Here is a 24,466-nt window from a genome sequence, read left to right as displayed (position 1 = left end):
GCAGACGAACCGAGTGATCGTCAGTTGTCCGATCAGCCCGCGCTACAGCCGCGCACGTTAATTGTTCGCGGCTGTTTTTGTAGCAAATAGCCGCCCTTAGAGCAGGAACGTTTCCTGCCCATAGCTCGACTGAAGGATGTGCACCTGTGCGGCAAATGCCGACTCAGAAAATCACACCATCCGACAAGAGGTTAACCGCCTATGACCACAGCCACTTCACATCACAGCCACTCCATGGCGCCCCCGCTGCCCCCAACCGACAGTCAACCTAGCTCGCGCCCCGGCCCTCCCCCCATTCGTACCAACACACAGATGTTGGTGGATGACGGCTACCTGCGTGTCAGCCAGAAGCTGATCGAGGGTCTCAAAAAACCTGAGCATCCTGAGACCCTAGCGAATATTTTGATCATCGAAACAGGTGACAAAGCTGACCATATCCATATCAGCCAGCGCCCTGACGGCCAGCTGTACGCGCGGATAAACGGGCGCGACTATGCCTTCAATACCTTCGACGGCCGCTCTAACGTTCCGACCTTTCTCCACATCAAAACCGGAGCGGGTGACGATCGAATTACCCTTGACCCCAATGTCACCGTGCGAGTGGAGATCGAGGCCGAAGATGGCGACGACTTCGTCCAGGCAGGCGGCGGCCCCACCAGCATCTATGGCGGGCGCGGCAATGACCATATTCGTCTTGGCAGCGGCATAGGCTATGCAGAAGGCAATGAGGGCGACGACACGATAATGGGTGGCACCGGCCACGCGGTCATGTACGGCAATGCTGGCAAAGATCGCCTGTACGCAGGCAGCGGGCCGGCGAGTAAACGCAGCCACCTGGATGGCGGCGCCGACGACGACCAGCTGTACGCGGGCAATGGGCATACGGTGCTTAATGGTGGCCGGGATAAAGACCTGATGGTGGGGTACGACCAGACCACTTTTTACACCGGGCCGGGCCGCGACACTGTGCGAGCCAACGCACTCAAGGCGCGTATCTATGCACAAAAGACGGATCGCCTGATCGGTACTCAAGGCTCAACGATTACCCACGTAACGCCGACCGAAGCGGGCCGACAAGCCTTCAAAATCATAGGGCCACCCGATTTCATCCAGCGGGTCGAAGATGACCTGGAACTACTTCGCGCATCGCCCGCAGGGCAGAAACTGCTGGAGGCGCTGGATAAAGCAGCAGAGAGAAATGGCGCACCCATCACCCTCGAAAATATGCCCCTGCCCACCAATTTTATCCTGTTCATTAGTACTCAACTGCAAGCAATGAGCGAAGAGGAGAGCAATGCCCTCGAAGACTTTGATCCGAAACAGGGCTTTATAAAGGATGGGGTGGCGGGCGCCCACATGGATCAAATTAAAATTCTCTACAACCCAAGCCTAATTAATAAAATCGACAACGAAGTAACGGTGTCTCCGATTGTCCAGCTCTTCCATGAAATGGTACATGGCTGGAACGCCTCCAACGGAACGTTGCTCCCAGGTCTGAGTGCACCGACGCCCGATGAACCTGAGCATCCCGGCCCACCCAATTTCGAATTGCAGGCTGTCGGCCTGCCCACTGACGCGCTGGGATTCGATTTCGATAACGACCCTGCTACCCCACCCATTGCTACCAACCCCGCCCCCTTTACTGAAAATAGTCTGCACGCAGAAATGGGCAATCCACTTCGAACACGCTATGCATGACACCTGAAAAGCGGGCTGAGACAACGGCCCGCTACCCTTAAGACAAGCGGCAGCATTTACCCGTTATAGCCGGCGCAATCATGCTGTATCGTGCACGCGCCCTTCACCCGGCACACGGACCTCAACGAAACGGATGACTCTCTCTGAACCCAGGCTGCCATGAAATACCTGATTGTCATTCTGTCGATTCTGCTCACCGGCTGCATCAGCGCGCCCATTGCCCTGACCCCGCAGACCGCACAACGCCTGCAAACCCAAGCGCCGATCCGTTTCCTGCTGACGTTTGATGACGGCCCCAGCGCCTCGGGCTACAACAACCCGAGCCGCTCGGTGATAGCCGACCTGGCGAAAAACCCGGTATTGCCGAGCATCAAGGCGGTGTTTTTCCTGCAGACCGCAGCGTCCCGTTCCGGCGGCAGCGCGCGCGGGCGCAAGACCATGGAACGCGAGTACGCGGCCGGGCACGTCCTGGCCTTCCACACGGCCACAGGGTTTCATACCAATCACCGCTGGCTCAGTGATGCCGAACTTGAACGCGCCCTCAGCCTGGGCGCGGCGGATATCACCTCGATCACTGGCGCGCCGCCCACGCTGGTGCGCCCGCCCTTTTGGAACTACGACAGACGCACCTTCGCCGCCTACCAGCGCCACGGGATGCACGTATTGCTGACAGATTTGAGTGCCAATGACGGCAAAATCTGGGGTTTCAACGGCAGCCCGCGTCGACGGGCGAATTTGTATCGGCAACTGTCGGTGGTGCGCGAACGCATAGCCTTGGGTGAACTGCCTACGGTGGATGGCGTGATACCGGTGGTGGTGACCTTCCACGATATCAACCGCTACACCGCGCGGCACTTGCAGGAGTACTTGCAGATCCTGATGGACAGCGCCCGCATCAACGGCATGAAAACCGCCGCCGAGCCGTTCTACACCGACCACGCCACACTGGAACGCGCAGCAATGGCGCGTACGGTGAAGGATGTGAGCGAAGAGGTGCACTTGCCGGGTGTGTGGAACTGGATATGGGATGCGGATTCTCGCTGATCCAGCAGGCCCATGTAGATCTAATGTGGGAGCTGGCTTGTCGGTGATGGCCTCAACTGGTTATGCCTGATACACCGAGGTGCCCGCATCGCAGGCAAGCCAGCTCCCACAGAAAAGCAAAGCAATGCGGTGCTGGCAGCCGAACTCGGTCAAATTGAGGGAGCGGCGGTGCGACGATTCGACTAGCTCCCACATTTAGATCTCGGTACATCAAACAGACAGTGTGCTGCTGTGCTGTTGCCCTGCTTTTGCTTCAACCACTCAGGTCGGTCAACCTGAAGAAAATGGCCAGCCCAGAGCCCGTCACGGGAGCAAGCTCCCTAGCCACAGGTCTACTCGTGCAACACCAAAGAGTTGCGTAGATACCTTTGGCTATCGTAGGCAAGCCAGCGCCTACAGTTGAGCGCATTTCAGGTTCAATCTTGCTGACGCGACTCCACGCCCAACTCATCCCACACCGACTCCGCCAGGTGAAACGTCGCGTTCGCCGCCGGAATCCCGCAGTAGATCGCGCTCTGCATCAGCACTTCCTTGATCTCGGCGCGGGTCACGCCATTGCTCGCGGCGGCACGCAGGTGCAGCTTGAGTTCTTCACTGCGGTTCATGCCGATCAGCATGGCGATGGTGATCAGGCTGCGGGTGTGACGAGGCAGGCCGGGGCGGGTCCAGATATCACCCCAGGCGTGGCGGGTGATCATTTCCTGGAACTCGCTGTTGAACTCGGTCAAGGCATTGAGGCTGCGGTCGACATGGGCATCACCCAGCACTTCACGGCGCACTTGCAGGCCGTCGGCGTAACGTTGTTTCTCGTCCACAAAAAGCTCCTGGTTCAATTAGATATCAGCCCGCTCATCTGTAGTTGTGGCAAGCGGGCTTGTTGTGGCGAGTGGGTTTGCCACAAGGGTCAATCAGCCAGCAAGAATTCCAATACACGCTCGCTGAACTCAGCCCCGGCCTGGACGTTGGACAGGTGCGCCGCGTAAAACTCAGCGTATTCGGCACCCTTCACGTTGTTCTGGATAAAGTGACCACCGGCCGGCGGCGTGACGGCATCTTCAGTGCCGGCAATCACCAGTGTCGGCACTTTGATCGAGGCCAGTTGCTCACGAAAATCGGCATCACGCACCGCTGCGCAGTTGGCGGCATACCCCTGGGGCGATGTGGCCGCAAGCATGTCGGTAATCTGCTTGGCCTGGTGCGGGTTGGCAGCAGCGAAATCCGCGGTGAACCAACGTGCTATAGACGCGTCACGCAGCGCCACCATGGCCGCCGCGCCATCGCGCAGGACCGTCTCGATACGCGGGTTCCACACATCCAGTGTGCCAATCTTGGCCGCGGTGTTGCACACCACCAGCCGCTGCAAACGCTCACCGGCATTGATGCCCAACCATTGGCCGATCAAGCCGCCCATGGACAGCCCGCAGAAATGCGCGCGTTGAATATCCAGCGCATCCAGCAGCGCAATCACGTCGTGGCCCAGTTGCTCGATGCTGTACGGCCCCTCGGTCACCAGGGATTTACCATGGCCACGGGTGTCGAAACGCAACACGCGAAAATGCTCGGTGAACGCCGGGATCTGGATGTCCCACATATGCAGATCGGTGCCCAGGGAGTTGGAGAGCACCAGTACCGGCGCTTCCACAGGCCCATCCAGTTGGTAATGCAGTTCGCCCTCGGCGAGTTGTACAAAAGCCACAGCGTTCTCCTTACGCGATCAATGCAAAATGGTCGGTCACCGCGCGAGTGACCCAAGTGTGTGCCTGGCCCAGGTAGTGCGCCGGGTCAAGCAGGCGATCCAATTCAGCCGCTGATAGCTCGGCGGTCACGTGCGGTTCGTCCGCGAGTACCGCGCGCAAATGGCGGCTCTCTGCGACGGCGCGCTTGCAACATTGCTCCAACAGATGGTGCGCGGTGTCGCGGCCCAGGCGCTGGGCCAGCACGATACTGACGGCTTCGGCCAGCACCAGGCCTTGGGTCAGATCGAGATTGTGCGCCATGCGCTCAGCGTCGACTTCCAGCCCTTCGCTCACCACCAGCGCGTGCTTCAAGGCGCCGGACACCAACCGGCAAATCTGCGGCAAGGTTTCCCATTCCGCGTGCCACAGGCCCAGGCTACGCTCGTGCTCCTGAGGCATGGCGCTGAACATCGTCGCCACCAACCCTGGCACACGGGTGGCGGCGCTAATCAGCACCGCGGCGCCCACCGGGTTGCGCTTGTGCGGCATAGTCGACGAACCGCCCTTGCCTGGCGCCGAAGGCTCGAACACTTCCGCCGCTTCGGTCTGCATCAGCAGGCTGATATCGCGGCCCACCTTGCCGAGGCTGCCGGCGATCAGGCCGAGCACGCTGGCAAATTCCACCAATCGATCCCGTTGGGTGTGCCAGGGTTGCTCGGGCAAGCTCAGTTGCAACTCAGCCGCCAAAGCTTCGGCCACCGGCATAGCGTGTTCGCCCAGCGCCGCCAAGGTGCCGGATGCGCCGCCGAATTGCAGCACCAGCAAGCGCGGTTTCAACTCGGCAAGGCGCTGGCGACTGCGCGTCACCGCCCCCAGCCAACCGGCGATTTTCATTCCCAGGGTGACCGGCGTCGCGTGCTGCAACCACGTGCGCCCGGCCAACGGCACGCCGGCATAACGTTGGGCCTGCGCAGCGAGAATCTCGCCCAACTGCGCCAAGTCCGCTTCGATCAATTCCAAAGCACGCCGTAATTGCAGCACCAGGCCGGTGTCCATCACGTCCTGGCTGGTCGCCCCCAAGTGCACGTAACGTTCGGCGCCGGCATCTTCACTGGCGATCAACTTGCCCAGCGCCTTCACCAGCGGAATCGCCGAGTTGCCTGCCGTGGCAATCGCCACGCCGAGGGCATCCACGTCGTACAAAGACGCCAGGCACGCCTGAGCAATCGGAGCGACGGCGGCCTGCGGAATCAACCCGACCTGGGCCTCGGCCCGGGCCAGCCCCGCTTCGAAATCCAGCATGCCCTGCAGGCGTCCCTGGTCGCAGAACACCTCAGCCATGCTGTCAGCGGTGAAGTAAGCGTCGAACAATTGGTTGCTCGTGCGCAGTGTCATAACTCATCCCTTACAAATCGTGGTGCAAGTACGCCGCCTCTTTCGGCAGGCGCAAGCTAAACAGGAAGGCCACCGCCATCATCACGGTGACATACCAATAGAAGGCGTTTTCCAGGCCGATGGATTTGAGGCTCAGCGCGACGACTTCTGCCGAACCGCCAAACACCGCATTCGCCACCGCATAGGCCAGGCCCACGCCCAACGCACGCACCTGCGGCGGGAACATTTCCGCTTTGACCAGGCCGCTGATGGAGGTGTAGAAGCTGACAATCGCCAAGGCCAGGGTGATCAGCACAAAGGCCAGGAACGGGCTGCTGACGGTTTTCAAGGTCAGCAGGATCGGCACGGTGCACAGGGTGCCGAGCGCGCCGAACCACAACATGGAATTACGCCGGCCGATCTTGTCCGCCAACATGCCGAACAAAGGCTGCATGCACATGTACAGGAACAGCGCGCCGGTCATGATGTAGCTGGCCGTCTTGGCATGCATCCCGGCCGTGTTCACCAGGTACTTCTGCATGTAAGTGGTGAATGTGTAGAAAATCAGCGAGCCACCCGCGGTGTAACCCAGCACCGTGATAAAGGCTGCCGTGTGGTTGCGCAGCAATGCGCGAATGCTACCGGCGTCTTTGTGCTCACGCATTTCCTTGGTGGTGGTCTCTTTCAAGGTGCGGCGCAGCAGTAGAGAGATGAGCGCTGCGACGGCACCGACCACAAACGGAATCCGCCAGCCCCAGGCGCGCAGTTCATCTTCGCTGAGGAATTGCTGCAGGATCACCACCACCAGCACCGCGAGCAATTGCCCGCCGATCAAGGTCACGTACTGGAACGAGGCAAAGAACCCGCGCTGGCCCTTGAGGGCCACCTCACTCATATAGGTGGCGGTGGTGCCGTACTCGCCGCCCACCGACAAACCCTGAAACAGGCGCGCCACCAACAGCAGCGCAGGTGCCCAGATCCCGATGTCTTTGTAGGTCGGCAAAAACGCAATAACCAGCGAGCCGGCGCACATCATCAGCACCGAGATCATCATCGAATTTTTTCGGCCGTGCTTGTCGGCCAAACTGCCGAACACCCAGCTGCCAATAGGTCGCATCAGGAAACCGGCAGCGAACACCCCGGCGGTGCTGAGCAGTTGTACGGTGGGGCTCTCCGACGGAAAAAATGCCGGGGCAAAATAGATCGCGCAGAAGGCATAGACATAGAAGTCGAACCACTCGACGAGGTTGCCGGAGGATGCGCCGACAATGGCGAAAATCCGTTTGCTGCGTTCTTCTCCGGTGTAGTGAATCGTTTTTGTTGTCATGTTTTTTCACTCAGTGGAAACGGTTATAGCCTAGACATACTTTGCAACAACCATGTTCCGCAAGCAGACTTTTCGATATTTGATGATCGTTCCCACGCTCTGCGTGGGAATGCCTCTTGTGACGCTCTGCGTCACGCTTTGGGACGCGGAGCGTCCTCGGCTGCATTCCCACACAGAGCATGGGAACGATCAGATCTCAAGCCAACTCAATAGTCGAAGAACACCGTTTCCTTATCTGTGCCCTGCAAAACCACATTCCACTGATACACACCGCCTGCATCCGTCTTGGCAATCAACGTGCTGCGCCGCTCAGCAGGCACACACGCCAACAACGGGTCATCCGCGTTCAACGCCTCACCGTCAAAATAAATCCGCGTCAGCAAGTGCTTCACCAACCCACGCGCAAACACCAACACCACCAGATGCGGCGCCTGGGTCGTCCCCGCCAGCCCTGGCACGCTGCCCGGCTTGATGGTGGTAAAGCGAAAACGCCCTTCGGCATCCACCGGCACGCGGCCAAAGCCTTCGAAGTTGGGGTCGACGGCTTTGTCCTGTTCATCTTCCGGGTGGTCGTATTTGCCGGCGGCGTTGGCCTGCCAGACTTCGAGCATGGCGTCGTTGACGACATCACCGTTGCCATCCACCACTTGCCCGCTGATCGCCACGCGCTCGCCCAAGGTCGCAGGCACGGTCAGGTCTTCGCGGTTCAGCCAGGTCAGGCCGATGTGGTAATACGGCCCGACGGTGTGGGACGTGGTCGCATAGAGTGTCATCTCATTTCTCCATCGGCGTGGCGTCGCGGCCGCGCAGGACGATGTCCCAGCGGTAGCCGAGGGCATAGGAAGGAATGGTTTTTTCCAGGTCGAAGCTGGCGATCAGGCGCTGCTTGGCCGAGGTGTCCGGCACACAGTTGTAGATCGGGTCGTATTCCAACAGCGGGTCGCCGGGGAAGTACATCTGCGTGACCAGGCGGGTCAGCACGCTTGGGCCGAACAGCGAAAAATGGATATGCGCCGGGCGCCACGCATTGTGGTGGTTGCCCCACGGGTAGGCGCCGGGCTTGATGGTCTGGAACTGATACCCGCCATCGGCGTCGGTCACGGTGCGGCCGGTGCCGGTGAAGTTTGGGTCCAGCGGCGCGTCATGCAGGTCGCGCTTGTGGTTGTAGCGGCCGGCGGCGTTGGCCTGCCAGATCTCCACCAGAATGCCCGGCACCGGCAGGCCGTTTTCATCCAGCACGCGGCCGTGAATGATGATGCGTTCGCCCACAGGCTCGCCTTCATGCTGGGCGGTCAGGTCATTGTCCTGCTCATTGACGCGCTCGGCGCCGATGCTCGGGCCGGTGATTTCCGACAAGGAATGCGGCAGGAACACCAACGGCTGGGACGGCGAACGCAGGTTCGTCGACTGGTAGGCCGGGTGCAGGTAATCAGGTTGAGTGCCCGCTTGCGGGCGCCGATATCCGGGCTTGTCACTCATGGAGCAATCCTCTGTTATTAGATGCGTTCAATCGCCAGGGCCAAGCCTTGGCCGACGCCCACACACATAGTCGCCAGGCCTTTGCGGCCGCCGGTTTTTTCCAGTTGGTGCAGTGCCGTCAATACCAGCCGTGCGCCGCTCATGCCCAGCGGATGGCCGAGGGCAATGGCGCCGCCGTTCGGGTTCACCTGCGGGGCGTCGTCGGCGATGCCCAGCTCACGCAGCACCGCCAGGCCTTGGCTGGCGAAGGCTTCATTGAGTTCGATGACATCAAAGTCGGTGACCGCCAGGCCGAGGCGTTCCACCAGTTTGCGCACCGCCGGCACCGGGCCGATGCCCATCACTCGCGGCGCGACACCGGCACTGGCCATACCCAGCACACGGGCGCGGGCGGTCAGGCCATGTTTCTTTACCGCGTCGGCGCTGGCCAGTATCAGTGCCGCCGCACCATCGTTCACGCCGGAAGCATTACCAGCAGTGACAGTCTTGTCCGGGCCATTCACTGGCTTGAGTTTAGCCAGAGCCTCCAGAGTGGTGTCGGCGCGCGGATGCTCATCCTGCTCGACCACGGTCTCGCCTTTTTTATGCGCGACGCGCACCGGCACAATTTCTTCGGCAAAGAACCCGGCGGCTTGCGCGGCGGCAGTCCGTTGCTGGCTGCGCAGCGCGAAGGCGTCTTGGTCAGCGCGGGACACGTTGTAGTCGTCGGCGACGTTATCGGCGGTCTGCGGCATGGCATCCACACCGTATTGGGCCTTCATCAACGGGTTGATAAAACGCCAGCCGATGGTGGTGTCTTCCAGCTTCATGTTGCGTGAAAACGCTGCGTCGGCCTTGCCCATCACAAACGGCGCACGGGACATCGACTCGACGCCACCGGCAATCGCCAGCTCCATTTCGCCGCTGGCAATGGCGCGAAAGGCGGTGCCGATGGCGTCCATGCCCGAGGCGCACAGACGGTTGAGGGTCACCCCGGGAATGCTTTGCGGCAGGCCCGCCAGCAACAGCGCCATCCGCGCGACGTTGCGGTTGTCTTCACCGGCCTGGTTGGCACAACCGAGGAACACTTCGTCGACGGCGCTCCAGTCCACCGACGGGTTACGTTCGATCAGCGCCTTGATCGGCAGTGCCGCCAAGTCATCGGCGCGCACCGTGGACAAACCACCGCCAAACCGGCCGATGGGCGTGCGGATGGCATCACAGATAAATACGTCACGCATCAGGCGTCTCCTGGCGCTTGGCCATGGGCGGCGGCGGTGCGGGCTTCGAGATCACGCAGGGCCGTCAGTTCGACGTCCGTCGGTTCGTCGGTGGTGCTTACGTGGTCTGCAAACCGAATTGCCCAACCGGTCGCCGCGACCACTTGCTCGCGCGTCACGCCAGGGTGCAGCGCAGTGACCACGAATTCATGGCTGCCCTCTTCCGGCTCCATGATGCACAGGTCGGTAATAATCCCTACGGGACCTGCGCCCGGCAGGCCCAAGCGTTTACGTGAATCGCCGCCTTCGCCATGGCCGACCGAGGTGATGAAGTCCAGTTTGTCGACAAACGAACGCGCCGACTGCTTAAGGATGATCAGCACGCTCTTGGCCGAGCCGGCAATCTCCGGCGCGCCGCCGGCACCCGGCAAGCGCACTTTGGGCTGATGGTAATCGCCAACCACGGTGGTGTTGATATTGCCGAACCGGTCGACCTGGGCCGCGCCGAGAAAGCCCACGTCGATGCGCCCGCCCTGCAGCCAGTAGCGAAAAATCTCACCGGTCGGCACCACGGTGTCAGCGGTTTCCGCCAGCTCACCGTCGCCGATGGACAATGGCAGTACGCTGGGCTTGGCACCAATCGGACCGGACTCGTAGATCAGCACCACATCGGGCGATGAGGTCAGGCGCGCCAAGTTGGCGGCCTTGGAGGGCAAGCCGATGCCGACGAAGCACACCGAGCCGTTCTTGAGGCGGCGCGCGGCGGCGACGGTCATCATTTCATTGGTCGAGTAAGCCATTACTTGGCCTCCTGCGCGGCGGCCAGCTTGGCCTGGAATTCACTGAAGTCGGCGGTGCCGTGGATGTATTCGTCGATCCAGGCGGTAAAAGTCCCACGGTCGCGGGCGATCGGGTCCCACGCCTGGTAGAAGCGGTTATCACGCTCGTTGTAGCCGTGGGCGTAGGACGGGTGTGCGCCACCGGGTACATGGCACACCGCCGTCAGCGCCCAGGTCGGCAGCACGCAGCTGTTCATCGGTGCATTCAGGTCGTCGACGATTTCTTCGACGGTGACGATGCAGCGCTTGGCCGCCAACGCCGCTTCCTTCTGCACACCGAGAATGCCCCAGAGCAACACGTTGCCCTTGCGGTCGGCCTTCTGTGCGTGGATCACGGTGACGTCCGGGCGCACCGACGGCACTGCCGCCAGCACTTCGCCGGTGAATGGGCAGGTCACGGTCTTGATCAGCGGGTTGACCTTGGGCAGGTCGGAACCGGCGTAGGCGCGCAGCACGGCGAACGGCAGGCCCGATGCACCGGCAACGTAGGCATTCGCCAGGTCGGCGTGGCTGTGCTCTTCGATCTCCAACGGTTGCGGCCAGTGTTTTTCCACCGCATCACGCAGGCGATGCAAAGAGCCCACGCCGGGGTTGCCGCCCCAGGAGAAAATCAACTTGCGCGCGCAACCGGCACCGATCAACTGGTCGTAGACCAGGTCGGGCGTCATACGCACCAGCGTCAGGTCTTTCTTGCCCTGACGAATGATTTCATGACCCGCTGCCGTAGGGATCAAATGGGTGAAGCCTTCCAGTGCGACGGTGTCGCCGTCATTCACGAATTGCTTCACCGCGTCACGCAGCGCAAGAATTTCAGCCATGGGGGTTGGGCTCCCGGTGTTGATCGAAAAAGGCGCTGAGGTGGCGCCGAAGTGCTTGAAGATTAAGCCGGGGCAATGGGTCGAACAATCCGATAATCGACTCAGTGTTCGATTATCGAACAGATTGTTGTCTAGCTAATCTTTTGTGCAAAACCGTCAACTCAACTGGGCACGGACAATGTGGGAGCTGGCTTGCCTGCGATTGCATCAACTCGATTTACCTGTTGGGCCGAGTCGTCTGCATCGCAGGCAAGCCAGCCCCCACATAGCCTCCTGGCTGCCACAAAATGGGGTCAGGCCTCAGGTCGCATCCGCATGGCTGACCATGCCTTTGATCAACACGGCTGCCGTGGCCAATGCGGCTGGAATCACCAGTGCAGTCAGCACTTGCTCGAAGTTCCAGCCCAGGCCCAGCAACGTCGCGCCCATCCACGCACCCAGGATCGCGCCGAAGCGGCCGATGCCGAGCATCCACGACACACCGGTAGCGCGGCCCTGGGTCGGGTAGAAGCGCGCGGCCAGGGACGGCATCGCCGATTGCGCGCCGTTGACGCACATGCCGGCCACCAACACCAAGGTCGCCAGTACCGTGATATTGCCCAGGCTCTGCCCTACGGCGTAGGCAAACACCCCGGCCAGCAGGTAAAACGTGCCGATGACTTTGTGCGGATTGAAGCGGTCCATCGCCCAGCCCACGCCGACTGCACTCAGCACACCGCCGAACTGGAACAACGCACCGATAAAAGCGGCCTGTTCCATGCTGGCGCCGCTGTCGCGCATCAGGGTCGGCAGCCAACTGGTCAGCAGGTACACAATCACCAGGCCCATGAAGTAGGTGAGCCACAGCAATAAGGTGCCGGCGCTGTAGGTACCGGAGAAGATCACCGCAAACACGTTGCGCGCCTTGACGGTTTTTTGCTCGGGCACGCTGAAGCTGGTGGCTTGGGCGACGAGGTTGGGCTCGATGGGTGACAAGGTCTTGCGCACTTTGTCGGTGCCGCGGTTGCGCACCACCAGGTAACGCGCCGACTCCGGCAGCCACACCAACAGCACCACCGTCAGGATCAACGGCAGGATGCCACCGATCAGCAGCAGGCTGTGCCAGCCGAACGCCGGGATCAGCTTGGCGGAAATAAACCCGCCACCGGCCATGCCCAGGTTGAAACCGCAGAACATGCTGGTCACCAGCAACGATTTGTGGCGCTCAGGGGTGTATTCGGACAGCAGCGTGGTGGCATTCGGCATGCCCGCGCCCAGGCCCAGCCCCGTGAGAAAGCGCAATACCAGCAACTGGTCGACGTTAGTGCTGTAGGCCGAGGCCAGGCTGAACGCGCCAAACACCAACACCGCACTCACCAACACCACTTTGCGCCCGAAGCGGTCAGCCAGCGGTCCGGAACCCAGCGCGCCGAACACCATGCCGATCAACGCGGCACTCATCACCGGGCCGAGACTGGCGCGGTCAATGCCCCAATCCTGGGACAGCGCGGGGGCGATAAAGCCCATGGCCGCGGTGTCGAGGCCGTCGAGGAAGACGATGAGGAAACACAGGATCACCACGCGCCACTGATAACGCGACAGTGGCTGGGCATTGATAAAGGACTGCACGTCCAGGTTGGTACCGACAGAGGGTTGATTCATTATTTTTATTTCCACACCGATGGCGGGCTGACGACCTGAGGTCGTCATTACTTATTATTGGGCGGCGCTAACAGCGCTGCCGCACATTAATAAGCCAGGGGAATCACCGTCAATTGATCAAGCCGGGATCTGTGCGGTCACCGAACACTTAGGCAAACAGCTGCGCACTCAACTCGCGGCTGGCGCTGAGCATGCTCGGCAGGAAACGTTGCTCAAGCTCACTGCGACTGACCCTTCCCGCGTGGGTACTGACATTCAGCGCGGCCAACACCTGGCCGGACGCGTCGTACACCGGCACGGCGATGGAGCGCAGGCCCTGCTCCAGTTCCTGGTCGACGATGCACCAACCTTGCTGACGCACTTGTTGCAGGCATTCGAACAAGGCTTCGGGGGTGGTCAGGGTGCGGCTGGTCTTGGTTTGCAGGTCAGCGTGATCGAGGTAGTCCTGCAGCGAGGCATCGTCCAACGCCGCGAGCAGGATACGGCCCATCGACGTGCAATACGCCGGCAAGCGCCCGCCCACCGACAGGTCCACGGAAATCAGGCGCTGGGTGGTGGCGGAACGGGCGATATAGAGAATGTCGTCGCCTTCCAGGGTCGCCATGTTGCAGGCTTCGTGCAGTTGTTCGCTCATGCGGTCCAGGTACGGCTGGGCTGAGACCGCCAAGGGCGTGGAGGATAGGTAGGCATGGCCCAAGGTCAGGACTTTGGGCAACAGCGAGTACGTACGCCCATCGGTGGTGGCGTAACCGAGCTTGATCAAGGTGTGCAGGCAACGGCGCACGGCGGCGCGGGGGATTTCGGTGCGGTGGCTGATTTGGGCGATGGTCAGGTGGCGCTTGCGCTCCTGAAAGGCCTGCACCACGGCCAGGCCACGGGCCAGGGAGGTCATGAAGTCCGGATCACCGGTAAACGCCTGGATGCGCTTGGCCGGGGAAGCCACGATCGGCGGCGCCACTGACGCGAAGGAGTTGCGCAATTGATCGTTCATTTCAGGGTCCTTTCTCTTATTTTCAACCGCTGGGAGGGTTGGCCGCTATTACAAGCCGCGCAGACATTGATGTACAAGGCGGGGCCGGCAACATTGGGCGATTATCGGACGATCATTCGATTATCGCAATTTGCGCGACACGTCACGTTTTCACCCGCGCCGTAGGATTTATCAAGTTGGAGTAATCATGCTGACATTTAGAAGAGTACAGATTTTAAAACGCTGACGTTTCCAAAGACTGACGCCTGCATGTAACAAAAGCCTCACTCGGCGTTGACGCTTTTTAACTTCACGGTGATAGTGTTATTCAAATGCGCCGCTATAATGCAGCGTGTGCAGAGGTCAGCCCGGTACCACAATCGGGATTAGAGCTCGCCAGACGTTGCGGGCTGTATACAGCGTCGGTCACAAGTAGTCGCTAAAAGTTTTGCCCTCCGGCCCCTCTTTCAAACTTGGACGGCTGCACTGTTCAATGTGAAATAACCCGAGGACGGCTTTCAGGCATGACGCTGCACAATCTATAAACTCAACTCAATTAGGTAACACTGTGACGAAAGACGAACTGCGCGCGGAACTTGAGCGCCAGGAGCAACGTTACAAGGACGTTTACGGCGGGGAAGTCACCACCTACGCCGCCCAGCCTGAGCCTGAGCGCAAGCCATGGCGCAAGCGAGCCAGCTTGCTGGATCAGGCATTTGCCCAGGAAATCCAAAAGATTGAACAGGAACTCAAAACAGAAGAGCCATAAGCGCTTCGATTTGGGCTTCAAGGTTTTGCCACCACTGCTGGCGCATTGCCAGTGGTGGGCAGCCTGATTTTCGCCAGGCTCCTACCACCCCTAGCGAAATTTCGTACAAATGTTTCAAACGTCACATTTCGGTCAGAAAAAACCGTCTTTACGAGACCTCGCTTTATAAATCAAAGACTTGCCAAAGCCCCGAAAACCCTGGGATGCGTGCCTGTGCGTCATGATTTTTCAGTGAAGATTGTTACCGATGAGCAGCTAATGCATCGATTACTGAGGTTTTCTGGCATAATCGCGCCCCCTTACGAACGGGTCAGAAAACCTTCATGATCGATTTATTCAGCGGACTGGATGCTTGGGTTCTAGTGAGCCTGTTGCTCGCCCTCGCCTTTGTCCTCGCCTTCGAGTTCATCAATGGCTTTCATGACACCGCTAACGCGGTGGCCACAGTCATCTATACCAAAGCCATGCCGCCGCATCTGGCCGTGTTCTTCTCCGGGGTGTTCAACTTCCTCGGCGTGTTGCTCGGTGGTGTGGGTGTCGCCTACGCCATCGTGCATTTGCTGCCGGTGGAGTTGCTGATCAATGTGAACACCGGCCATGGCTTGGCAATGGTCTTCTCTTTACTGGCCGCGGCGATCACCTGGAACCTGGGTACCTGGTACTTCGGTATCCCCGCCTCCAGCTCGCACACCCTGATCGGCTCGATCCTCGGCGTGGGCCTGGCCAACGCCCTGATCAACGATATTCCCCTGGCTGACGGTGTGAACTGGCAGAAAGCGATCGATATCGGCGCGTCACTGGTGTTCTCGCCGATGGCCGGTTTCCTGGTCGCAGCCCTGGTGCTGCTCGGCCTGAAATGGTGGCGCCCGCTGTCGAAGATGCACAAGACCCCGGACCAGCGCCGCAAGGTCGACGACAAGAAGCACCCGCCCTTCTGGAACCGCCTGGTCCTGGTGATTTCGGCGATGGCCGTGAGCTTCGTGCACGGCTCCAACGATGGCCAGAAAGGTATCGGCCTGATCATGCTGGTGTTGATCGGTATCGTGCCGGCGCAGTTCGTACTCGACCTGGGCAGCACCACCTACCAGATCGAGCGCACCCGTGACGCCACCGTGCACTTGAGCCAGTTCTACCAGCGCAACAACGCCACGCTTGGCGAGTTCCTGGCACTGGGTAAAAGTGTTAAGGATGACCTGCCGGGCAAGTTCCGGTGCAACCCGCAGCAGACGGAGCCAACCATCAGCGCGCTGATGGACACGTTGAAAGGGGTTTCCGACTACCACTCGTTGACCTCTGATCACCGTATTGAAGTGCGCCGCTACCTGCTGTGCCTTGACGACACTGCGAAGAAAGTCGGCAAGCTGCCGGGCCTGGATGCGCGTGAGAAGTCCGACCTGGACAAGCTGCGCAAAGACCTGACCGCCACTACCGAGTACGCGCCGTTCTGGGTGATCCTCGCGGTCGCACTGGCCTTGGGCCTGGGCACCATGGTGGGTTGGAAGCGCGTGGTGTTGACCATCGGTGAGAAGATCGGCAAGCAAGGGATGACGTATGCCCAGGGCATGTCGGCGCAGATCACCACGGCGTGCATGATCGGCCTGGCCAACATCTTCAGCCTGCCGGTTTCCACGACTCACGTGTTGTCTTCGGGTGTTGCCGGGACCATGGTTGCGAACAAAAGCGGCCTGCAAGGTGGCACGGTGAAGACCATTCTGATGGCTTGGGTATTGACCTTGCCGGCGACTGTAGGCCTGTCGGCCGGGTTGTTCTGGCTGGCTTCCAAGGCGTTGGGTAGCTGATAGGCTGCGGCTGAGAAAGAAGGCGCGATCTCTTTGGGGGTTGCGCCTTTTTTTATGGGCGGTTGATTGAGTACATATCCGTTATTTGGGTGATGGCTGATAGGGCCTCCGCTCTTACAGCGGCTTACTTTTGGCTGGGCCGGCATTCCGGCCTTTCCAAAAATGAGCCGCTGTAAGAGCGGAACCCTAAGCCGCCGTTACCGCAGCAACGGGTATGTACTCGCTACAACAAAAAACGCAGCCCAAAAAAAAGGGCGACCGAAGTCGCCCAAAATGCCTTGCGTGCTCATGTAACCCAGAAGAACTTACGGTTCTTTACGCTTATTAGCGTCCTTCCAGATAAAAATCCCAAATCCTACAAAAAACAGCACCATGAGGCTGACAGTCAACACTCCGGCAAACACCACATTATCGAAAAACATGACCGGCCTCCTGCTCGTGCCCTGTTGCGATAGGGCTAAGTTAATAGAGAAGGCCGATTGGAAAATTGACGGGGATCAATGTCGCCCGCAACGGGGCGTAAAGAAGGGCAATAACTGACCTGCATCAACAGATTCAGGTCAGTTCATCGCTTTTTCGGCTTGTTTTTCGACTTTTTCTTAACCTTGCCCAGTGGCATCGCCTGCTCAAACGCCTGGCGAACTTCATTCAGGCGTTTGTCATTCAGGTCATGCACACGTTTGGCACGTTCGGCATTCAGGTCGACCAGCTTGTCGTCATCACTCATGGCTTGGCTTACGTAGTGGCGGGAATACCTCAATAATGCGGCCTCCCCCGCCCGACGGCAAATACCGGGATAAAAATCCCCAACGCGCCCCACCCATTGGCTTACTTATCGCGCTCAAACGTGATGATGGAACGCGTGATCCCCGGCCAGTTCGGCATTTGCCGCCAAGGCGTCAGCACTTCAAGCGTGTCGCCCTCGATGTGAAAGTCGCGACACTGCACCGTGCCGACCCACTCCGGGTTCCAGGCAGCATCGACTTGCGTGCACCATTGGTTCCCCTCAACCCGCTCAATACCGGTGTAGGCAACCAGGGTACTCAACAGCGCTGATTTTTCCGCGTCCGTAGAGCCCGCCTGCCTTCCCTCGCCGGTCAACACGAACGCCACCCGATGATCCGCCGTAAAAATAACCCGGCCGGCAGGACTGCTGCCCATCGCGGGGATTTTCTTACGGGTCTCCTGGGATTCGACCTGATAACCGATCAGCTTCCAGGCGCCGACCAGCGGTGATTCACTCGCTGCTGCGGCCCCGCAAAGGCCGACAGCCATGGCCAACCCGATCACATTTGCCTTCATAGGGTTTTTCATCGCTCTACCGTGTCAAAAAAAGACACAAAGCTTTGCGCACTAATGCCCGAGGGGATGTAAGAAATATCGACTAGCTTCGACAGCAGAATCAGAGGGCGACAAAAGGTAGGACATCGCCCAAAATCGAAACTTCCCCCCTTTTCTGTAGGCGCATTCAGTTGGCACTGCACAATGACCTTCCGCCGCTGCTGGCTCTGCGCGCTTTCGAAGCCGTGGCGCGGCACTTGAGTTTTATCAAGGCGGCGAACGAGTTGTCGGTCACCCAGAGCGCCCTCTGCCACCAGGTGCAAAAGCTCGAACAGCATCTGGGCAAACCGCTGTTTATCCGACGCACCCGAGCGATTGATCTGACCGCCGATGGCCAACGTTACTACGCCGAAATCCGCCCCGCCCTCGACGCCATCGCCGCCGCCACACGCGCCAAGAAAGTAGCACCCAGTACCACCGTGCTTCGCGTCGGCCTGCTGGCATCCTTTGCTACCCTGTGGCTGGCGCCGCGCCTGGCCGGGTTTCTCAACCGTTACCCGCACATCCAGGTGGAGTTGCTGCCGGCGATTCAGTTTGCCAACGTGGCCGCCGCCGAGGTCGACCTGGCCATCCGTTACGGCAAGGGTGATTGGCCCGATGTACAGGCCACGCGGCTGATGCCTGAGGTGATCTCGCCGGTGTGCAGCCCGGCGTTCAAGGCCAGCCAAGTGCACAACGGCGCATTATTGATGGCCACCTCGCACCGCCCGTTCGAGTGGACCGATTGGTCCGCGCATTATCAAGTCGACCTCGAGCGCCACCCCCGCGTGATGCTGCACGACTACAACATCGTGGTCGAAGCCGCCGTGGCCGGCCAGGGCATCGCCATGGGCCGCCACTGTTTGATCGAACGCAAGCTGCAGGACGGCAGCCTGGTGGAAGCCTTCGACTGGCCGCCCTATCACAGCGAAATCGCCTACTGGCTGATCGCCCCCCAAGGCCCCGCCAGCGATGCGGCCGAATGCTTCAGCCAGTGGTTGAAGGAAGCCTGCAGCGACGCATAAGTTTTTTAGATACGTCAGATGAGATCTATCCGTTTGTCGCCCATCGTCGCAACCAACATGCTGAAAACCTCTCAACCCTCGAGGATTCAACATGAGCGACTCCATCCGCCAACGCCTGCAAGCCCTTGGCCTGACGCTGCCTACGCCCAGCCAGCCGGCGGCCAATTACATCAATCATGTGATCAGCCAGAACCAACTGTTCATCTCCGGGCAAATTCCCATGGTCGAAGGCAAACCCGCCTACGTCGGGCGGTTAGGCGACACCCTCAGCGATGAAGAAGGCGTCCAGGCGGCGGAACTCGCGGCGCTGGGCCTGCTCGGGCAGTTAAGCGATGCAGTGGGTGATGACCTGTCGCGTGTGGTGCGCATTCTGCGCCTGGGTGTGTTCATTGCCAGCAGCGGCGACTTCCAGCACCAGAGCGTGGTCGCCAATGGCGCATCAAACCTGGTGGTCAACGCCCTCGGCGACAAAGGCCGGCATGTGCGCACCGCCGTGGGTGTTTCCAGCCTGCCGGCCGGTGTGGCCGTGGAGGTTGATGCGATTTTCGAGTTGCAGCCGTGAGCCCGCTCGACGTCCAGCACCTACGTGACGACACGCCCGGCTGCCAGTCGGGCATCGTGCATTTCAACCACGCCGGCGCCTCGCTGCCCAGCCAGGCAACGCTCAATGCGATCATCGACCAGCTGCAACGCGAAGCCCGCGACGGCCCGATGGAAGCCAGCGAGCATGGCGCCATCCTCGTCGAAAAAGCCCGGCGCGCAGCCGCGCAATTGCTCAATGCGCCAACCGCGTCGATAGCCTTTGCCAGCAGCGGCTCAACCGCCTGGAGCATGGCATTTCAGGCACTGGGCCCATGGCAACCGGGCGAGCGCATTCTGGTTGGTCGTCATGAATGGGGCGGCAACCTAGCGAGCATGCAACTGGCGGTGCAAGCGGGGGCGCGGATAGAAGTCATTCCCTGCGATGCAACCGGCGCAGCCTGCCCGGTGGCGTTGGCGTCGATGATCGATGCCAACGTCAAGCTGATCGACCTGACTTGGCTGCCGGCCAACGGTGGGCTGATCAACCCCGCCCAGGCGATCGGCGAAGTGGCCCGGCGTCACGCCATCCCCTATTTCATCGACGCCGGCCAAGCCGTCGGCCAATTGCCGGTGGATGTGCAAGCGCTGCACTGTGATGTGCTCAAGTCGGCCGGGCGCAAACACCTGCGCGGGCCACGCGGCACCGCGTTGTTGTATGTGCGGCCGGAGTTTCTCCAGCGGCTGAATCCCGCCCAGCGCGACGTATTTTCGGCGCCATGGAGCGCCGAAGGCTACAACCTGCGCGACGACGCACGGCGCTTTGAAACCAGCGAAGTGTCGTTTGCCTTGTTGGCAGGCTTGGGCAATGCGTTGCAGGAGGTTAATCGACTGGGCGTGGCGCGGACGTGGGAAAGGGTCTTGCAGCTCAGCGAGGGAATCCGTGAAGCGTTGCGTCAGATTCCGGGAATTTCCCTGCATGATTTAGGCGCGAGTCACTCAGGGCTGATCGCCTTCAACCTTGAGGGTTGGGACGCCTTTGAACTCAAGCGGCGCCTGGGATTGCAGCGCATCAATATCGGCGCGAATGGCGTGGCGTATACGCCGTTGGACATGCAGGCGCGTGGCCTGAGCAGCATTGCACGGATTTCGGTGAGCCCGCTCAACACCGAGCGCGACATTGAAGTGCTGATCGCGGCGCTGCGCGAATTGCGCGATTAAACCTCGACGTCCACCCACAAACCCTGGCGCGGCGCATCTTCGATCAATGGCACCACCGGCACGGTGTTGTCGGCGTTGAGCACATCGCCGGGGATCGCCAAGTGTTCCTCAGGGTCTTCGTCGGCTTCACGCCGGCGTTTCTGCTGTTCCTGCTGGCGGCGTTGTTCTTCGCGCAACAAGAACGTCGACTGCTCGGCGTCGCCCTTCTTAAGGTCGATCGTGCTTTCATTCGAGCCTGGCTGTACTGGCACCACGGGCGGGATATCCGGCTTCTGGCGCACCGGATCAAGTTGCGATGTGACCGGCACAACACTCAAGGGCAGCATGGGTGGCAGCATGGGGTTTAGTCTCCTGTTCAGCAGACTGTCGGCTGCGAGGGTGGCGACTTGAGCACCAAGCCGCCAACTTGTGAACCAATCGTCATCTATAGGGCCAACCTAACACCCTTTTTCTTGCCGCTTGTAGCTTAAAGCTCGAAGCTGCACCTAATCCTTTTGGTCTGGAAGCCGTGTTCCGTTAGAATAGTCGGCTTTTTCACGGCGGGAGTCAGGCAGCATGGCGCAGCAGTATCAACCGGGGCAACGCTGGATTAGTGACAGCGAAGCAGAGCTGGGGTTAGGCACCGTTCTGGCACAGGACGGGCGCTTGTTGACCGTGCTCTATCCGGCCACTGGCGACACTCGTCAGTATGCGCTACGGAATGCGCCCCTCACTCGCGTGAGGTTTTCGCCGGGTGACAGCATCACCCATTTCGAAGGCTGGAAAATGACCGTACAGGAAGTCGACGACGTCGATGGCCTGCTGGTCTACCACGGCCTCAATGGGCAGAACGAGCAGGTCACCCTGCCGGAAACCCAACTGTCCAACTTCATCCAGTTCCGTCTGGCCAGCGACCGTCTGTTCGCCGGGCAGATCGACCCACTGGCCTGGTTCTCGCTGCGCTACCACACGTTGGAACACACCAGCCGTCAGTTGCAGTCCTCGCTGTGGGGCTTGGGTGGCGTACGTGCGCAACCGATTGCTCACCAACTGCACATCGCCCGTGAAGTCGCTGACCGTATCGCGCCACGGGTATTGCTGGCGGACGAAGTGGGCCTGGGCAAGACCATCGAAGCCGGCTTGGTGATCCATCGCCAGCTGCTGTCGGGCCGCGCCAGCCGCGTGCTGATCCTGGTCCCGGAAAACCTGCAGCACCAGTGGCTGGTGGAAATGCGCCGCCGCTTCAACCTGCAAGTTGCGCTGTTCGACGAAGAACGCTTCATCGAAAGCGATGCCACCAACCCGTTCGAAGACACCCAGCTCGCGCTGGTGGCCCTGGAGTGGCTGGTCGACGACGAGAAAGCCCAGGACGCGCTGTTCGCCGCCGGCTGGGACCTGTTGGTGGTCGACGAAGCGCACCACTTGGTCTGGCATGAAGAGAAAGCCAGCCCTGAGTATTCGCTGGTCGAGCAGTTGGCCGAGGTGATTCCCGGCGTGCTGTTGCTCACCGCCACCCCGGAACAACTGGGCCAGGACAGCCACTTCGCACGTCTGCGCCTGCTGGACCCGAACCGCTTCCACGACCTGCACGCCTTCCGCGCCGAGAGCGAGAACTATCGCCCTGTAGCCGAAGCCGTGCAGGAGCTGTTGGATAAAGGCCGCCTGTCGCCGACCGCACACAAGACCATCCAGGGTTTCCTCGGTGATGAAGGTGAAGCGCTGCTCACCGCCGTCAACGATGGCGACACCGAAGCCAGCGCGCGCCTGGTGCGTGAACTGCTCGACCGCCACGGCACCGGCCGCGTGCTGTTCCGTAACACCCGCGCCGCCGTGCAAGGTTTCCCGGAGCGTAAGCTGCACGCTTACCCGCTGCCGAACCCGGACGAATACCTCGAGTTGCCGCTGGGCGAACACGCCGAGCTGTACCCGGAAGTCAGCTTCCAGTCGCAGCCGGACGTTGAGGAAGAAAACCGCTGGTGGCGCTTCGACCCACGCGTCGAATGGCTGATCGACCAGCTGAAAATGCTCAAGCGCACCAAAGTGCTGGTGATCTGCGCCCATGCCGAAACTGCGATGGACCTGGAAGACGCCCTGCGCGTGCGTTCCGGCATCCCGGCCACGGTGTTCCACGAGGGCATGAACATCCTCGAGCGTGACCGCGCCGCCGCTTACTTCGCCGATGAAGAGTTTGGCGCCCAGGTGCTGATCTGCTCGGAAATCGGCAGTGAAGGCCGCAACTTCCAGTTCTCCCACCATTTGGTGCTGTTCGACCTGCCGTCCCACCCTGACCTGCTGGAACAGCGGATCGGGCGTCTGGACCGGATCGGCCAGAAACATGTGATCGAACTGCACGTGCCGTACCTGCAAACCAGCCCGCAAGAGCGCCTGTTCCAGTGGTACCACGAAGCGCTGAACGCGTTCCTCAACACCTGCCCGACCGGCAACGCCTTGCAGCATCAGTTCGGCCCACGCCTGCTGCCGCTGTTGGAAAACGCTGACGACAGCGAGTGGCAGGCCCTGATCGACGAAGCCCGTGCCGAGCGCGAGCGTCTGGAGCAGGAGCTGCACACCGGCCGCGACCGCTTGCTGGAGCTCAATTCCGGCGGCGCCGGTGAAGGCGATGCGCTGGTGGAAGACATCCTGGAGCAAGACGACCAGTTCGCCCTGCCGATCTACATGGAGACCCTGTTCGACGCCTTTGGCATCGACAGCGAAGACCATTCGGAAAACGCGCTGATCCTCAAGCCCAGCGAAAAAATGCTCGACGCCAGCTTCCCGCTGGGCGACGACGAAGGTGTGACCATCACCTACGACCGCAACCAGGCGCTGTCGCGCGAAGACATGCAGTTCATCACCTGGGAACACCCGATGGTGCAGGGCGGCATGGACCTGGTGCTGTCCGGCTCGATGGGCAACACCGCCGTGGCGCTGATCAAGAACAAGGCGCTCAAGCCAGGCACCGTGTTGCTCGAACTGCTTTACGTCAGTGAAGTGGTTGCACCGCGCTCGTTGCAACTGGGCCGCTACCTGCCACCGGCCGCGTTGCGCTGCCTGTTGGATGCCAATGGCAATGACCTGTCCGGGCGTGTGTCGTTTGAAACCCTGAACGACCAACTGGAAAGCGTGCCACGCGCCAGCGCCAACAAGTTCGTCCAGGCCCAGCGCGACCAACTCACGCCGCGCATCAATGCCGGCGAAGAGAAGATCACCCCGCGCCATGCCGAGCGTGTGGCCGAAGCCAAGCGCCGTCTGGCGGCGGACACCGACGAAGAGCTGGCACGCCTGACCGCGTTGCAAGCGGTCAACCCGACCGTGCGCGACAGCGAGCTGGTTGCCCTGCGCCAACAGCGCGAGCAAGGGTTGGCCATGCTCGACAAGGCGGCGCTGCGACTGGAAGCGATTCGGGTGTTGGTGGCGGGCTAATCACTGCCCTGCCCTGCTAATAAAAAGGCCCGCACAATGCGGGCCTTTTTTTGTTTGGCTTGCGGGCCTCATCGCGGGCAAGCCCGCTCCCACAGGGGAATGCATTTCCAAGCTGCAACTCAGTCACCTGTGGGAGCTGGCTTGCCTGCGATGGGCATAGGTATCTACACATCTTTTTATGGGTTGAATTCTTTGGTTGTCGCGGGGCGCTGGGTACATATCCGTTATTTGGGTAACGGCTGCTATGGGTTCCGCTCTTACAGCGGGTCACTTTTGAAAGAGCGCAAAAGTAACCAAAACGCTCTTGCCCCACCACTCGGCACCTCGCCTCCGGCTCGGTGTGCCC

At 60.5% G+C, this 24,466-nt stretch carries 23 protein-coding genes; 8 read left to right on the top strand and 15 right to left on the bottom strand.

Features of this window, described 5'->3' with window-relative positions; translation table 11 throughout:
• The first annotated feature begins 312 nt into the window (after positions 1-312).
• Positions 313-1,698 (top strand): M91 family zinc metallopeptidase, encoded by a 1,386-nt coding sequence (locus tag KZH41_RS08470; RefSeq protein ID WP_263274664.1) that lies wholly within the window; start codon positions 313-315, stop codon positions 1,696-1,698.
• 159 nt (positions 1,699-1,857) lie between these two features.
• Positions 1,858-2,742 carry a polysaccharide deacetylase family protein gene (locus tag KZH41_RS08465; RefSeq protein WP_263274663.1) on the top strand — a complete coding sequence of 295 codons (885 nt, stop codon included), beginning with the start codon at positions 1,858-1,860 and terminating at the stop codon, positions 2,740-2,742.
• A gap of 416 nt (positions 2,743-3,158) precedes the next feature.
• Here KZH41_RS08465 and pcaC read toward each other — a convergent pair whose 3' ends face one another.
• The 11 genes from pcaC to pcaR all read right to left on the bottom strand — a co-directional run bounded on the left by pcaC (position 3,159) and on the right by pcaR (position 14,086).
• Positions 3,159-3,557 carry a 4-carboxymuconolactone decarboxylase gene (gene pcaC / locus KZH41_RS08460; protein WP_056857455.1) on the bottom strand — a complete coding sequence of 133 codons (399 nt, stop codon included), beginning with the start codon at positions 3,555-3,557 and terminating at the stop codon, positions 3,159-3,161.
• An 89-nt stretch (positions 3,558-3,646) separates the two neighbouring features.
• Positions 3,647-4,438 carry a 3-oxoadipate enol-lactonase gene (gene pcaD, locus KZH41_RS08455; RefSeq protein WP_094951570.1) on the bottom strand — a complete coding sequence of 264 codons (792 nt, stop codon included), beginning with the start codon at positions 4,436-4,438 and terminating at the stop codon, positions 3,647-3,649.
• A gap of 10 nt (positions 4,439-4,448) precedes the next feature.
• A complete protein-coding gene (locus KZH41_RS08450; protein WP_263274662.1) occupies positions 4,449-5,813 on the bottom strand; it encodes a 3-carboxy-cis,cis-muconate cycloisomerase in 1,365 nt (454 codons plus the stop codon).
• A 10-nt stretch (positions 5,814-5,823) separates the two neighbouring features.
• A complete protein-coding gene (locus KZH41_RS08445) occupies positions 5,824-7,119 on the bottom strand; it encodes an MFS family transporter (RefSeq protein WP_094951568.1) in 1,296 nt (431 codons plus the stop codon).
• A 206-nt stretch (positions 7,120-7,325) separates the two neighbouring features.
• Positions 7,326-7,892, bottom strand: a complete 567-nt coding sequence (gene pcaG, locus KZH41_RS08440; RefSeq protein ID WP_094951567.1) for a protocatechuate 3,4-dioxygenase subunit alpha — start codon at positions 7,890-7,892, stop codon at positions 7,326-7,328.
• Position 7,893: 1 nt separating this feature from the next.
• Entirely contained in the window at positions 7,894-8,598 is a 705-nt protein-coding gene (pcaH, locus tag KZH41_RS08435; protein ID WP_094951566.1) for a protocatechuate 3,4-dioxygenase subunit beta, read from the bottom strand.
• Positions 8,599-8,615: 17 nt separating this feature from the next.
• The gene (gene pcaF / locus KZH41_RS08430; protein WP_263275088.1) at positions 8,616-9,821 is read right to left on the bottom strand and encodes a 3-oxoadipyl-CoA thiolase; all 1,206 of its coding nucleotides are present in this window, start codon (positions 9,819-9,821) and stop codon (positions 8,616-8,618) included.
• Positions 9,818-10,597 (bottom strand): CoA-transferase subunit beta, encoded by a 780-nt coding sequence (locus tag KZH41_RS08425; protein ID WP_094951564.1) that lies wholly within the window; start codon positions 10,595-10,597, stop codon positions 9,818-9,820. The genes pcaF and KZH41_RS08425 overlap by 4 nt, the downstream gene beginning before the upstream one ends.
• On the bottom strand, positions 10,597-11,454 hold the full coding sequence (locus KZH41_RS08420; RefSeq protein WP_094951563.1) for a CoA transferase subunit A: 858 nt from the start codon (positions 11,452-11,454) through the stop codon (positions 10,597-10,599). Before KZH41_RS08420 ends, KZH41_RS08425 begins: the two co-directional genes overlap by 1 nt.
• Before the next feature lie 300 nt (positions 11,455-11,754).
• Positions 11,755-13,095, bottom strand: a complete 1,341-nt coding sequence (locus tag KZH41_RS08415) for an MFS transporter (RefSeq protein ID WP_094951562.1) — start codon at positions 13,093-13,095, stop codon at positions 11,755-11,757.
• Positions 13,096-13,243: 148 nt separating this feature from the next.
• A complete protein-coding gene (pcaR, locus tag KZH41_RS08410; protein WP_025855315.1) occupies positions 13,244-14,086 on the bottom strand; it encodes a pca regulon transcriptional regulator PcaR in 843 nt (280 codons plus the stop codon).
• Between the two features lie 547 nt (positions 14,087-14,633).
• On the opposite strand from pcaR, the gene KZH41_RS08405 reads away from it, so the two are divergent.
• Together KZH41_RS08405 and KZH41_RS08400 are read left to right on the top strand one after the other, a co-directional pair.
• Positions 14,634-14,834, top strand: coding sequence for a hypothetical protein (locus KZH41_RS08405; protein WP_003189295.1), 201 nt, complete (start codon positions 14,634-14,636; stop codon positions 14,832-14,834).
• A gap of 323 nt (positions 14,835-15,157) precedes the next feature.
• Entirely contained in the window at positions 15,158-16,633 is a 1,476-nt protein-coding gene (locus tag KZH41_RS08400) for an inorganic phosphate transporter (protein ID WP_094951561.1), read from the top strand.
• Between the two features lie 305 nt (positions 16,634-16,938).
• Here KZH41_RS08400 and ccoM read toward each other — a convergent pair whose 3' ends face one another.
• The 3 genes from ccoM to KZH41_RS08390 form a co-directional block, all read right to left on the bottom strand.
• Positions 16,939-17,055, bottom strand: coding sequence for a cytochrome c oxidase subunit CcoM (ccoM, locus tag KZH41_RS30280; protein WP_017137226.1), 117 nt, complete (start codon positions 17,053-17,055; stop codon positions 16,939-16,941).
• 143 nt (positions 17,056-17,198) lie between these two features.
• Positions 17,199-17,360 carry a hypothetical protein gene (locus KZH41_RS08395; protein WP_094951560.1) on the bottom strand — a complete coding sequence of 54 codons (162 nt, stop codon included), beginning with the start codon at positions 17,358-17,360 and terminating at the stop codon, positions 17,199-17,201.
• A gap of 101 nt (positions 17,361-17,461) precedes the next feature.
• Positions 17,462-17,947: a lipocalin-like domain-containing protein gene (locus KZH41_RS08390; RefSeq protein ID WP_094951559.1), complete on the bottom strand. Its 486-nt coding sequence runs from the start codon at positions 17,945-17,947 to the stop codon at positions 17,462-17,464.
• A 158-nt stretch (positions 17,948-18,105) separates the two neighbouring features.
• Between KZH41_RS08390 and KZH41_RS08385 the strand changes: the two genes are divergently transcribed.
• From KZH41_RS08385 to KZH41_RS08375, 3 genes are all read left to right on the top strand, one after another.
• Complete coding sequence (locus tag KZH41_RS08385) at positions 18,106-18,978, top strand: LysR substrate-binding domain-containing protein (RefSeq protein WP_263274661.1); 873 nt, start codon at positions 18,106-18,108, stop codon at positions 18,976-18,978.
• A gap of 91 nt (positions 18,979-19,069) precedes the next feature.
• Positions 19,070-19,540 carry a RidA family protein gene (locus KZH41_RS08380; protein ID WP_094951557.1) on the top strand — a complete coding sequence of 157 codons (471 nt, stop codon included), beginning with the start codon at positions 19,070-19,072 and terminating at the stop codon, positions 19,538-19,540.
• Entirely contained in the window at positions 19,537-20,718 is a 1,182-nt protein-coding gene (locus KZH41_RS08375) for an aminotransferase class V-fold PLP-dependent enzyme (RefSeq protein WP_094951556.1), read from the top strand. The genes KZH41_RS08380 and KZH41_RS08375 overlap by 4 nt, the downstream gene beginning before the upstream one ends.
• Here the strand turns inward: KZH41_RS08375 and KZH41_RS08370 are convergent.
• Positions 20,715-21,056, bottom strand: coding sequence for an aspartate-semialdehyde dehydrogenase (locus KZH41_RS08370; RefSeq protein ID WP_242154814.1), 342 nt, complete (start codon positions 21,054-21,056; stop codon positions 20,715-20,717). The genes KZH41_RS08375 and KZH41_RS08370 overlap by 4 nt on opposite strands.
• Before the next feature lie 217 nt (positions 21,057-21,273).
• Here KZH41_RS08370 and rapA point away from each other — a divergent pair, with 217 nt between their 5' ends.
• Positions 21,274-24,120, top strand: a complete 2,847-nt coding sequence (rapA, locus tag KZH41_RS08365; protein WP_094951554.1) for an RNA polymerase-associated protein RapA — start codon at positions 21,274-21,276, stop codon at positions 24,118-24,120.
• The last annotated feature ends 346 nt before the right edge of the window (positions 24,121-24,466 follow it).

Origin of the sequence: Pseudomonas sp. YeP6b, from assembly GCF_025642995.1 — a bacterium.
Lineage (GTDB): Bacteria > Pseudomonadota > Gammaproteobacteria > Pseudomonadales > Pseudomonadaceae > Aquipseudomonas.
This window is presented reverse-complemented; position numbering and strand designations above follow the sequence as displayed.